This is a genomic window from Bacterioplanes sanyensis (genome assembly GCF_002237535.1).
In the GTDB taxonomy this organism is placed as follows: Bacteria; Pseudomonadota; Gammaproteobacteria; order Pseudomonadales; family Oceanobacteraceae; genus Bacterioplanes; species Bacterioplanes sanyensis_A.
In genome coordinates, this window is sequence record NZ_CP022530.1 from 510,765 (window position 1) to 523,504 (window position 12,740).

Below are 12,740 nucleotides of genomic sequence, written 5' to 3' on the forward strand. Positions count from 1 at the left end.
CGCAGGCAGGGTGACGACGGTAAGTGTCAGTTTGGAGGCGGATTTATTACAGAAATATCACGGTTTTATGAATGTTGGACAAAGTTAAAAATTGGCGCATTCAGAGGTAGGAAAAGACGCATGCGCCGGCACAGCACATGCGGATTATTGCCAGCTTTTACTGCTGATCAATTAACGTTTGCACGTTGGCAGGAATTTCACCCACTCCCCATTTTTGATAAATGGCCTGCAGCTTGCCTTCTTTGACCAACTCCGGAATGCGGCGGTTGTAGACCTCAATGAGATAATTGGACAAATCCGAGTCGGCAAACGCGACGTACACATCGGTACCTTCAGGCATGTCGTGCATTTCAAAGTTTTCGATGCCCACGCCGGCTTCTTGCAATGCCATGGCGATTTCATCCCACTCGTCAATCAGCATGTCGAGCTTGCCTTCCATCAACAAACCAACACCATCGGCGGTATCGCGGAACTCACGCAGGGTAAAGTCGCGCTGATCTTGAGGGATGATTTCGTAGTCCTTGATCCAACCAACGGTGCGGTTGGAAAAGGTCGCTTGCTGCTGCCATTCAATGCCCTTGCCCACCGGATACAACACCGCCAAGCGCTCTACGTCAATGGCGTAGTCCGGGAAACGCAGAGGCTCTTCTGAATCTTTGTATTCACCAATAATGGCGTTGTAGACCGGGTACTTGGTGACCATTTTCATGGCACGGTTCCAGGGCACAGTGGCGTGTTTAACACGAATGCCCGCTGGCTCGTACACGGCTTTCACCACATCCCAATACAACCCGGTACCGTCCTTGTTGGAAAAGTCGGGCCACTCCGGCGCCACGACATTCACCACTTTAATATGCTGGGCTGAAAACTCGGCTGACGGTGCATTGCTGTGGGCCATTAAGGCCGTCAACAATGTCGTCAGCAGCAGAACGATACGCATGATGGTCTCCGGTTGGGGGCGATTAACAATCACCTTTGCTGTATGCCTGCAGGCTGATTTGCCTGCAGGACGGGATAAATCAAATCATGTTTTACCGCGTTATGACGCGTGCTGCACGCTGGCCAGAACGAATGGCACCTTCCAAATAGCCAACGTAACGGTCGGCGGTGTGCTCACCGGCCCAGATCAGCCGCCCTTGCGGCTGGCGGAACGCTTGCCAATAACGCGTGACATCACCTGGGCCATAGGCGCTGTAGCCACCTTGTTGCCATGGCAGGCGCAACCAGGCTTGGGTCTCGCCGTGCAGGAACAGTTGATCCGCACCCGGATACACCTGCGCCACTTGATCGCGCGCTGAGTTAATCAACTCAGCTTCGGTTTTAAAGCGATCGCCGTCGGCAAAACGACCCGAGGTATAAACGGTTAAGATGCCCGCATCACCGGCTTGCTGGTCGGTGGCTTCCCAGGTCCAGCCCAGAGGTAAATCCGCCACCGTGTCGCCATTTAAGTTGGCGTTTAACCAAAACCGCTGCTTGTACTGCAACATCACCTTGGTATGACTGCCGTACGACAGTGCTTGTGCGCGATCCAGTGGCGCCGCCAAGGCAGGAGTGAAACGAATATGGTTGAGCACTTTGGCAGGTACCGTCACGATGGCGTAGTCAGCGCGGAACACTTTGCCAGCCGCTACGACATCCACCCCCTGCTCATTGTGATGAATTTCAGTCACTGGGTGGTCCAGCAATACCGGCTTTTTCAGCTGGCGAGATAAAGCGTCGACCAAACGAGTGTTGCCGCCGGCAACGCGGTAGATCTCCACCTGATCGTCTTCGACGTCTTCGTACACCTTGGCTTGATGCGCCAAAAACAGCAGTGATAAACGCGATGGTTCAGCGTATTCACCGCGGATATGATGTTCCGCCAAGGTGCGAGCCTTAGGCGCCAGCTCTAAACCATCAAGCCACTGAGCAACAGACTGCTGATCCAGCTCGGCTGCGTTGGGGGCCTGATGCAACTTGGCTGGGTCCGGAACATACTGCGCCAGCTCGGCGAGTTCTTCCCAGAAGCGGTCGTAATCGGCCATGGCTTTGGCGCCAATCAGATTCTCTAACTCCGACTCCGGCACCCGCTGACCATCGATAAAATAAGCGGTGTCAGAGTCATAGCCGACTTCTTCCAAGCCGAGGTCGAACTGCTCAACGTAGGCATGAATTTGCGGATGCACCTCAGCACCGTCCAGCAGCTCGCCGCCGGCTTCGGCGTATTGCCATTGGTCAAAGGCGTTGTACAGGGTATGCACTCGACCACCAATGCGGGTTTGTGCCTCTAACACAGTGACCTCAACGCCTTGCTGCTGCAGCTCATACGCTGCTGATAAACCGGCCAAACCGGCACCTACGACAATCGCCGACGGCTTTTCTTCCGCCTGGCTGACTCCACTGAGGCATAGCGATAACAATAATCCCAGCTTTTTCATGTCCGTTTCTCTGCACCACAAAAGCGACTACGCTAGCCGACCCTGACTAAGACTAAAATGCCCGCTCGAGAAAAACTGTCCAAACCCAGCGCAGGTAAAGGCATGACATAGGTCAAAATGCGACCTTTCCCGACCAATGGCGACAAAAGTTGACTATTGATAAGGACTTAAGTATTAACCCTGACTGCCAACTAGGCGGATGTACGCCATCATAGCGCCCGGCCAGCCCACCACTCATTGCCAAGGAGAAACCATTGGAACTCGCCCTCGACGTTTTATTGTTATTGTCACTCGTAGCTTTGGTCGCCGGTTTTATCGACGCAGTGGCAGGCGGTGGTGGTCTGTTAACCATCCCTGCCTTGATGCTGGCAGGCGTGCCTCCCGTCAGCGCGTTGGCCACCAATAAGTTACAGGCGTGTTTTGGTAGTTTTTCCGCAACACGGTTTTTTGTCCGCGCAGGGCTGGTATCGGTGCGCCAGCAATGGCCGGCGATTCTCTGCGCGGCAGTGGGCGCGGCAATAGGGGCATGGGCCATTCAGCAAATCAACAGCGATTGGCTAATGACGGCCATGCCCATCGCGCTGATGTTGATTGCCGTGTATCTCATACTGGCACCGCAAGCAGGCACCGAAGACCAAACACCGCGCATGAGCAAGCGTGCCTTTAACGCCACAGTGGTCAGCGGCGTCGGCCTATACGACGGTGCCTTCGGGCCAGGCACAGGAACATTTTTCACCTTGGGACATACCGCTGCACGCGGACTGAGCTTGGTCAACGCAACCGCGCACGCCAAGCTGCTGAATTTCACCACCAACATCGTTTCGTTGATGGTGTTTATCGCTGGCGGCCATATTTTATGGACCGTGGGCCTGTGCATGGCGGTGGGCCAAGCACTGGGAGCGCGCATCGGCGCTGCCACAGCGATGAAACAAGGTGCCGGTTTTATTCGCTGGATGACGGTCGCGGTGTGCATCGCCATCAGCGTGAGTTTGTTGTTTAAAGAAGGTTAAAGAACCACCAGCGGCTGCACGACACAGCCGCTGCATTGCGGAGTTAAGGTCTGTCTGGGTCGGATTCCGGTTGTTCTTCTTCCGGTTCAGGTAATAGCACCATCGACAAGAACTGCTCATTTTCACGCAGGCTTTCAAAGCTGCTGTCTTCACCCGCCTGGGTGCGCAACGACTCAGAGCGGCCAATGGCTTCTTCAAGATCGCGCAGCGCCTCTTCAACAAAACCGCTTTCAGCGTAAGCACACGCGCGCTGGTACATGGCGTGGCTGTTTTCAGGGTCGATACCCAGTGCATGGTTAGCCAAGCTGGTGGCCCATTGCGCTTGACCCAATAACAAGGCGGCATCGGCTTTGTAGGTCAGGGCTTCGACGTCTTCTGGACGCAAGGCAAGAATCTGATCGTAGATGGCAATCTTGTTCTGCGGGCTGTTTTCCTGCGACGCTTTCAGCCACAGGGAGTGAATCTCGTTGGTCAGCTCAATTTCGGCTTGAGCGGCTTTAATGTGACGAGTTTTACGGCTCAGTTCTTTCTCCAGCGCATCCATCCGCTCTTCATAAGACAGGGTGATGCGCTTGATTTCATCATTGGCAAACGAGCCAACCCGATCTTTGATGTCGCGCAGCGAGTTCCAACCCACCAACACCAACAGCGTTGAGGCGCCTGCGATCAAATAAAAGAAATAGGTGATGGTATCGGTGGCGTAGGTGATCGCACGATCGGCCACGGTAAGCTCTTTATTCACCACCTTTTCGGTCATTTCGACACGCATGTCGGCAATAGCCTGGCGCAGGTACTTTACTTCGTCCAACAAGTAACGCTCGGTAAAAGCGCTGTAAAGGGGTTTTTCCAGTTGATCGATGGCCGCTTCCAATTGCGCATCGGTCGCGGCTTTGTCATCCAAGCTGGGCTCGTTGGCCCAACTCGCATGACTGACAAACGCAAACACTAATAACAGCCAAACAGGCCGAGAGAAAAAAGAGGTTATGCGCTTGCCTGTTGTTGCCATATGTCAGATTTTTCCACCAATAATGTATGTAGGGCATTTACCGCTTTAGTGTAGTCCGCCTCACTCACCAAAAACATCATGTCGACCTGACGCATGGCCTGGTGCACGGACAAAATGTTCACCCCGGCATCGGACAAGGCCCCTGCCGCCCGGCGCAGCAGCCCCGGAATTTTCAGGTCGCTGCCAATGGCGCTGACCATGGACAGTTTCTCCAGGCGAATGTCGGCGTCGGTATACACCTGTTTCAAACGATCAATCAGCCAATTTACCCGACGCTTGTTGCCCTTCAGGTAGAAGGTGACGGTATTGGCGTTGATGTCTTTGGTCAAGACCCGCACACCAGATTCGAACACCAGATCATTCATGCGCTGGCCATAGGTGGCATTGCCAACCATGTCCTGATCAAAAACTTCCAGCGCCCACACACCGCGCGTACCAGCGATGATTTCGACTTTGGGCTCGTCGGTGTGGTAGTCGTTGCGAATTTCGGTACCGCCATGCTCAGGCTCAAAGGTATTTTTCACCCGCAGCAGAATGTCTTTTTTACGCAACCCCGCAGCGGCACGCGGATGGATCGCTTCCATTCCTAGGTTGGCCAGCTGATCGGCAACGTCGTAGTTGGTCTGACCGATGGGCAGCACGTTAGCCACACCGACGATGCGCGGGTCGGCGGTGCTGAGGTGGTATTCCTTATGAATAACCGCCTCTTTGGCATGCGTGATGGTGGCGATTTTCGAGAAGGTCATTTCGCTGTAGCCGCGATCAAAGGTCCGCATCAGCCCTTCGCGGCACTGGGTATAGCCGGTCACGATGGGCAATTGATGGCGCAGGTCCACGTCTTTAAACGCTTCTTTAATGGTGTCATCTAAGCTCAGCTGGGTATCGGAGCGCCAGTTGGTCAGGTCGATGTACACCGCGTTCACGTCGTGCTGACGTAACAGCTGCACTGAATTGTAGGCACTGTGCGCTTCACCAATGGCGCTCAGCATTTCACGTACTTGCAGCAAATGATCGTCGAGCTGGAAGTTACCGAAGCTGCATACCGCCTCTAAGTTTTCCAGGCAATCTCTAACGTCATTCACACGCCCAGAAATAAACTGGTCGGCGCGTTTGCGCTGCACATCGTTATTGAACATATCGGCGTTCATCTGCAGCATGGCATCGAGCACCTGGTCGAGCTTGCTTTGCCAAGGACGACGTTCGTCCATTTCGGCATACAGGGCATACACACCGGGTTCACCGGTGGATTTATGCTCCAGCAAGCCGTTGGTCATGCCAGCGTAGGCCGAAACGACAAAAATACGCTGGTACAGAGTTTCTTCTTGCCCGGCAATGGACTGTGGTCGTAACCAAATATTGCTCAGCACTTCGTTGTAACGGCTCATCGAAGTGCCGCCTATTTTTTCAACTGTATGAAACATGTCTGGATTCCTTCAGCTTTTGTCGTTCGCGCAAACGCGATTATTCCGCAATGGCTTCGGCTTCTAAGGCGTAAACACCGTCTTTATCGTGCACTTCCTTACCGTTTAATGGCGGGTTAAATACACACGCCATTTGCATATCTTCAGTGGCTCGCAATAGATGTTTGTCGTTTTTATCCAAGATGTACAAGGTGCCCGGACGAATCGGATAGACCTCACCGTCATCGCAGGTTTCGACTTCGCCTTGGCCGCTGATACAGTACACCGACTCCAAATGGTTTTGATACCAAATCGGCGTCTCGGTGCCAGCGAAGATAGTGGTGATGTGAAAAGAAAAGCCCATGTTGTCATCTTTTAACAACATGCGAACACTTTCCCAGTTGCCACCGTTTACGGCACGTGCGGATGTTTTGCACTCGTCTAATGTACGAACGATCATAATATATCCCTTATTTTGGACGCAGCTGTGCTGCGCCAGATAAATCTCGCTAAATATTAATAGCAGCTTATTTGCGCCACGCCGGTAAAGCTCAGATCCGGCGGCACAAGCAAATTCAGGAAGCGGCGGAGATTTGCTCAGCCATCACATCAGCGATGCATTGCGACAAAATCGACAAGCCGCGCTTCAGTTGCTCTTCTTCAATGGTCAATGGCGCTAGAATTTTCACCACCTGGCCGTCAGAGCCACTGGTTTCAATCACTAGACCGCGCTCGAAAGCCAGCTCACACACACGCTCTGCCAGTTCACCGGTGCGCATTTCCAAGCCTTGCATCATGCCACGGCCTTTGTGCTTCATTTGGCCGCCATGCTCCGCTTGGATTTGTTTCAGATGGCTGCGCACCATGCTGGCCTTGCTGCGCACGGCTTGGGCAAAATCATCGTTTTTCCAGTAGCTTTCCAGCGCTCGACGCGCGGTGATAAAGGCGTGGTTATTGCCTCGGAAAGTACCGTTGTGCTCACCTGGCTTCCAGGTATCAAGATGTTCTTTCAGCAGCACAATCGCCATCGGCAAACCGTAACCGCCCAAAGATTTCGACAGCGTAATCACATCCGGCTCAATGCCGAACTCTTCAAAACTAAAGAAGCGACCGCTGCGGCCACAGCCCGCTTGAATGTCATCGACGATCATCACCATGTCGTAACGACGACACAATGCTTGCAAACCGCGCAGCCATTCGGCGCTGGCAGCATTTAAGCCACCTTCACCTTGAATGCACTCAACGATGACACCGGCAGGGTGGCCCAAACCAGAGGAGCCGTCCTGCAGCGCTTTTTCAAAATACTTCAGGGTATCGAAATCGCCCAGATAGCCGTCGTATGGCATAAAGTGTACACCCGGCAACGCCATACCAATCGACTTTTTGTATTTACCATTGGCGGTAACCGCCGCTGAGCCCTGAGTCACACCATGAAAACCGTTGGTGAAGGATACAATGGTTTGGCGACCGGTATTTTTGCGAGCAATTTTCAACGCCGCTTCCACCGCATTGGTGCCCGTTGGGCCGGTGAACTGAACCTTGTAGTCCATGTCGCGCGGTTTCAGAATCAGCTCGTTAAAGCTGTGTAAAAATGCCTCTTTGGCACCGGTGTGCATATCTAAACCGTGGGTTACCCCATCGGCTTCGATGTAGTCGATCAATGCTTGTTTGAACTGCGGATTGTTGTGGCCGTAGTTCAAGGTCCCCGCGCCACCTAGAAAGTCGATGTAGTCATCGCCATCCACGGTAGTCAGTACTGCATTGCGCGCAGATTCAAACACCACCGGGAATGAACGGCAGTAACCACGAACGTTAGATTCTAGCTGATTAAAGATTTCCATCGGTTGTGCTCCTTTAAATTGACTGTTGCGGGGTATGGGGAATAGGACCAATCATCACTAACGCTTCTGTGTCGTGACGGCCGTCGAAATGACGGTCGTAGTCGAACATCACGTCTTCTTTCATTGGGGCATCCAGGTCGCGCGCCAAACGCTGAAACGTGCGCCATGAGGCTTCGTTACTGGCGGTGATACTGGTGTGCAGGTACTCGACCTGACCGACCTGGTCGATCAGATGGCGCAACATGCGGCTCGCTAGCCCCATGCCACGCGCGCTGCTGTCGACCGCCACCTGCCAAACAAACAAAGTGTCTGGGCGATCAGGGATGCGGTAACCCGATATAAATCCGACTGGCGTTCCACCTGACTTTGCTACTACGCTGGTGTCACGGAAGTGAGAACACTGCAACAAATTGCAGTACATGGAATTTTGGTCGAGAGGAGAGCATCGGGCGATTAAGTCGAACACGGCACTGCCGTCTTCGCTGTGGGGTTTGGCCAGAGTCAGGTTATCCTGGCGCGAGAGACTTGGACTCTCAGTTGTTGGCAAACTCATCGTTTTGAGGCTCCGCGTACCGACCTTGGTCGTTACGGGCCTGTCATTTACTTTGAACGCTAAACAAAATAGCATCGCCAGATATTATTTACAACACGAAGAATTTTTAAGGAGCAGTCAATGCAGGCGGATCACGAACGCTGGCTGACGTTCACCATGGATGACACAACGTACTGCCTACCGGTAAATACCGTTAGAGAAGTCACGTTGTGGAACCGGCCGGAACCCGTGCCCGATGCACCGCGCCAGGCATGGGGCGTCATCAACCTACGCGGTGACATTGTCACCGTACTGGATGGCCGATCATTGCTGGGTTTGCCGCAAAAGGAGCCAGATGACGACACACGCGTCCTCACCATTGAAGTTGAACAAGAAGTCATCGGTTTTGTGGTCGACGCCGTGCACGAGATCGTGCTGCTCGATCCAGCTAAGGTGGAACCGCCGGTCACACCGCAAGCCTTTATGAAAGGCACCTGCTATCACAAAAACGACTTATTAGTTTTGTTAACGTTAGAAAACGTCCATGAGGAGCTAGGTCGATAGGCTTAAATTAATTTGCCTACGATAGTTTAGACAACAACACGATTCTTTACACCAACGGTGCCGCGCGCTGCCTGTAGCGCCGCACCTTTGGCAGCGGCTCATCCCACACCACATCCATCGGACACTAAAGACACACTCATGCGCGCCACGACGCTGGATGGCAAGGTTAGCAATCACTATAATTCGCGCCCGGATTACCTTGGAAAGCGACATGAACCAATACGAAGACGTGCTGGTAGCACTCAGACGCATCATTCGTGCAACTGATTTGCACTCAAAGCAATTGAGCAAAACCACCGGCCTTACAGCGCCTCAGCTGATGATTTTGCAAACCCTGCGCAACTTCGATGAACTCACCGTGGGTGAAGTCGCACGCAAGGTAAACCTGTCTCAAGCCACCGTGACCACCATCATCGACCGACTTGAGCGCCGCAACTATGTAAAGCGTGAGCGCAGCCAAAAAGACAAACGCAAGGTCTACGTATATCTCACCGACGAAGCGCATGAATCCTTGATTGACGCACCTAAACCGTTGCAGGAAAGCTTCATCAACCAGTTTCAGGACCTGCACGATTGGGAACAAAGCATGATTCTGGCAGCACTGGAACGTGTCGCCCACATGATGGATGCTCAGCACATCGACGCTTCGCCAGTACTGGACGTCGGCCCTTTGGATCGCAATATCAGCAACAAAACCGACAACGCCAAAAACAGCGGCGATCAATAACGATCGCCCGGCCTCATCTCTGCCAATCCTCAGCATTCCGCGCGCCATCCAAGCACGATCGCTTGCTCCGCATCTGCCATTGACGCCAAAATCAACAACCTTCATTCAATCGTCTAATTTGAGGGCAGCCGACATAGGTTTGTCACAAGCCATGTGGTAGGACTGTTTTCACCTTTTCATAGCAAACGGAGCTTTTTATGACGGATGTAGTAATTGTCGCCGCCACGCGTACCGCCATCGGCACTTTTGGAGGCAGCTTGGCCAGCGTTTCCGCCTCGCAGCTGGGTGCCACGGTGATTCAATCATTGATGGAAAAAACCGGCGTCAGTGGTGACCAAGTCGACGAAGTTCTGATGGGCCAAGTCCTCACTGCCGCTTGTGGCCAAAACCCAGCGCGCCAGGCCGCGATTAAAGCCGGCTTGCCGGACACCACCCCCGCCATGACCATCAACAAGGTTTGCGGCTCTGGCTTAAAAGCATTGCACCTGGCGGCTCAAGCCATTCAGTGCGGCGACGCGGAGCTGATCATCGCTGGCGGTCAGGAATCCATGTCCAACGCTCCGCATGCCCTGCCCAATTCACGCGATGGCCAGCGCATGGGGCCATGGAGTATGGTCGACACCATGGTGGTCGACGGCCTGTGGGATGCGTTTAACGACTACCACATGGGCATTACCGCCGAGAACATTGCCGACGAGTATCGCATCAGCCGCGAAGAGCAAGACGCCTTCGCCGCCGCCTCGCAGCAAAAAGCCGTGGCCGCTATTGAAGCCGGTACTTTTAAAGACGAAATCACTCCAGTTTCAATACCGCAGCGCAAAGGCGATCCGTTGATCTTTGCTACCGACGAAAACCCTCGCGCTGGCACCACGGCAGAAAAATTGGCCGGCATGCGCGCAGCGTTCAAAAAAGACGGCAGTGTTACTGCTGGCAATGCGTCGTCGTTAAACGACGGCGCTGCCGCTGTGATGTTGGCCAGTCGCAGCAAAGCAGAAGCGCTGGGCCTGCCTATTTTGGCGACCATCAAGGGTTACGCCAACGCCGGTGTTGATCCAAAAATCATGGGCACAGGGCCAATCCCTGCTACCAAAAAATGTTTGCAAAAAGCCGGCTGGCAACTGGCCGACCTGGATCTGGTCGAAGCCAACGAAGCCTTTGCCGTGCAGGCGTTGTCGGTCAATAAAGGCCTGGGTTGGGACGCCGACAAAATCAACGTTAATGGCGGCGCGATTGCGTTGGGCCACCCAATCGGCGCCTCAGGCTGTCGTATTCTGGTGACCTTGCTGCACGAAATGGCTCGCCGTGATGTTAAGCGTGGCCTCGCCACCTTGTGCATCGGCGGTGGTATGGGCGTCGCGCTGGCCGTCGAGCGCTAACCACAACTGGGTCAACGCGGCTCATTCCCATGCGCTGCGTTGGCCTTGCTACGCTTAGTTCGCTTTATCCATTCCACCTGCTTTATGCGCTGCGCGAGGGACGGCCATGTCTTCATTGTCTGGCAATATGATGACCACGGATTTATTGATTCAGGACTTGCTGGAATACGCAGCCAAGCACCATGGTCAGCAGGAGATCATCAGCCGACGATTGGAAGGCGACATTCATCGCTACTGTTATCGTGACGCTCTGCGCCGCAGCAAGCAGCTGGCGCAAGCATTATTGGCCATCGGCGTGCAGCCTGGCGATCGTATCGCCACCCTGGCCTGGAACGGCTACCGCCATTTTGAATGCTATTACGCCATCTCTGGCATCGGCGCCATCTGCCATACCGTCAACCCGCGCCTGTACAGCGAGCAAATTGAATTCATCATCAACCACGCCGAAGACAGCGTCATCTTTGTCGACGCCTGTTTTTTGCCACTGCTGGAAGAGATGGCAGAGCGCATCCGCTGCGTGCGTCACATCGTGGTGATGATCGACCCAGAACATATGCCGCAAAGCCAGCTCACATTGATCAACTATGAAGACTGGCTAAAGCAATACGACGACCAATGGCAGTGGCCGCGTTTCGACGCCGACAGCGCGGCGGCCCTGTGTTACACCTCTGGCACCACTGGCAACCCCAAAGGCGTGTTGTACAGCCACCGCTCGACCTTGCTGCACGCCTTCGCCAGTCGCAGCCCGGATGCGTTGAACATCAGTGCCTCCAGCGTGGTCATGCCGGTGGTGCCCATGTATCACGTGTGTGCCTGGGGCATGCCTTACATTGCCCCCATGGCCGGTGCCACCCTGGTATTGCCCGGCGATGGCATGGATGGCGCCAGTCTGCATCAACTGATCGAGCTGGCACAGATCGATACTTTGCTCGGCGTGCCAACCGTGTGGCTGGGCCTGATTGATCACCTGAAACGCCATCAGTTGCGTATGGATTCGGTGAAGCTGGTCGGTGTTGGCGGCTCGGCCTCGCCGCAATCCTTGGTCGAGACCCTAGACCGCGACTACGGCGTGTTTTTGTTGCCCATTTGGGGCATGACCGAAACCTCACCGTTGGCCACACTGGGGGCGCCAACCAAGCAACTGCTGGCCATGCCAGCCGAGCAACGCTATCGCCTGCAAAGCAGTGCGGGTAAGCCCATGTTTGGTATTGAGCTGGCGATCTTTGACGAACAGGGCCAACCTCTGCCGCACGACGGCGAAAGTCGTGGTTTGCTGCGAGTTCGCGGCCCTTGGGTGCTGACGGCGTATTACAAGAACGAAAAACCCGAGTCGTTTTTTATCGATGAACACGGTCAGCAATGGTTCGACACGGGCGACATCGCCATCATCGATGAAAACAGCTATTTGTTTATCGTTGACCGCGCCAAAGATGTGGTGAAATCCGGCGGCGAGTGGATTTCCTCCATCGACTTAGAAAACGTCGCCATTGGCCACCCAGAAGTTAACGAAGCCTGTGTGATCGGCGTGCGCCACCCCAAATGGGATGAGCGGCCATTGTTATTTATCGTGCGCAGCCAAGACAGCGACCTGAACAAAGACGACATGTACGCCTTCTTGCAGCAACGAGTAGTCAAATGGTGGTTGCCGGACGATATCTTATTTGTTGAGGAATTACCTCATACGGCCACCGGCAAGCTGCAAAAACGCAGTTTACGTGACCAATATTTGGATTATTTAATTGATCGTGATTAACGCTGAATTTGTTGGCTTACCAGCCTTTATTTACAGTCTTTGTTCACAGCGTTGTCTCAACACACATCAGCATAGCCACACCCTGAAACCAGCCCGCCTTAACGGCATAAAAAA

12 protein-coding genes are annotated in these 12,740 nt (G+C 53.9%); 5 read left to right on the forward strand and 7 right to left on the reverse strand.

Annotated features, from left to right (window positions below; genetic code table 11):
- Positions 1-157: 157 nt before the first annotated feature.
- Complete coding sequence (locus tag CHH28_RS02300) at positions 158-940, reverse strand: substrate-binding periplasmic protein (RefSeq protein WP_094058790.1); 783 nt, start codon at positions 938-940, stop codon at positions 158-160.
- A 91-nt stretch (positions 941-1,031) separates the two neighbouring features.
- A complete protein-coding gene (locus tag CHH28_RS02305; protein ID WP_094058791.1) occupies positions 1,032-2,417 on the reverse strand; it encodes a flavin monoamine oxidase family protein in 1,386 nt (461 codons plus the stop codon).
- 254 nt (positions 2,418-2,671) lie between these two features.
- Between CHH28_RS02305 and CHH28_RS02310 the strand changes: the two genes are divergently transcribed.
- Positions 2,672-3,427, forward strand: a complete 756-nt coding sequence (locus tag CHH28_RS02310) for a TSUP family transporter (RefSeq protein WP_094058792.1) — start codon at positions 2,672-2,674, stop codon at positions 3,425-3,427.
- 43 nt (positions 3,428-3,470) lie between these two features.
- On the opposite strand, the gene CHH28_RS02315 is transcribed toward CHH28_RS02310, so the two are convergent.
- From CHH28_RS02315 to ectA, 5 genes are all read right to left on the reverse strand, one after another.
- A complete protein-coding gene (locus CHH28_RS02315; protein WP_199243983.1) occupies positions 3,471-4,328 on the reverse strand; it encodes a TPR end-of-group domain-containing protein in 858 nt (285 codons plus the stop codon).
- Positions 4,329-4,408: 80 nt separating this feature from the next.
- Complete coding sequence (locus CHH28_RS02320) at positions 4,409-5,854, reverse strand: aspartate kinase (protein WP_094058793.1); 1,446 nt, start codon at positions 5,852-5,854, stop codon at positions 4,409-4,411.
- Positions 5,855-5,894: 40 nt separating this feature from the next.
- Positions 5,895-6,293, reverse strand: coding sequence for an ectoine synthase (locus tag CHH28_RS02325; RefSeq protein WP_094058794.1), 399 nt, complete (start codon positions 6,291-6,293; stop codon positions 5,895-5,897).
- A gap of 115 nt (positions 6,294-6,408) precedes the next feature.
- Positions 6,409-7,674 carry a diaminobutyrate--2-oxoglutarate transaminase gene (gene ectB / locus CHH28_RS02330; RefSeq protein ID WP_094058795.1) on the reverse strand — a complete coding sequence of 422 codons (1,266 nt, stop codon included), beginning with the start codon at positions 7,672-7,674 and terminating at the stop codon, positions 6,409-6,411.
- 13 nt (positions 7,675-7,687) lie between these two features.
- Positions 7,688-8,227: a diaminobutyrate acetyltransferase gene (ectA, locus tag CHH28_RS02335; protein WP_094058796.1), complete on the reverse strand. Its 540-nt coding sequence runs from the start codon at positions 8,225-8,227 to the stop codon at positions 7,688-7,690.
- Between the two features lie 120 nt (positions 8,228-8,347).
- On the opposite strand from ectA, the gene CHH28_RS02340 reads away from it, so the two are divergent.
- The 4 genes from CHH28_RS02340 to CHH28_RS02355 all read left to right on the forward strand — a co-directional run bounded on the left by CHH28_RS02340 (position 8,348) and on the right by CHH28_RS02355 (position 12,626).
- A complete protein-coding gene (locus CHH28_RS02340; protein WP_094058797.1) occupies positions 8,348-8,770 on the forward strand; it encodes a chemotaxis protein CheW in 423 nt (140 codons plus the stop codon).
- Positions 8,771-8,981: 211 nt separating this feature from the next.
- A complete protein-coding gene (locus CHH28_RS02345) occupies positions 8,982-9,497 on the forward strand; it encodes a MarR family winged helix-turn-helix transcriptional regulator (protein ID WP_094058798.1) in 516 nt (171 codons plus the stop codon).
- 197 nt (positions 9,498-9,694) lie between these two features.
- On the forward strand, positions 9,695-10,873 hold the full coding sequence (locus CHH28_RS02350) for an acetyl-CoA C-acetyltransferase (protein WP_094058799.1): 1,179 nt from the start codon (positions 9,695-9,697) through the stop codon (positions 10,871-10,873).
- 106 nt (positions 10,874-10,979) lie between these two features.
- On the forward strand, positions 10,980-12,626 hold the full coding sequence (locus CHH28_RS02355; protein WP_233243717.1) for a long-chain-fatty-acid--CoA ligase: 1,647 nt from the start codon (positions 10,980-10,982) through the stop codon (positions 12,624-12,626).
- Positions 12,627-12,740: the final 114 nt, after the last annotated feature.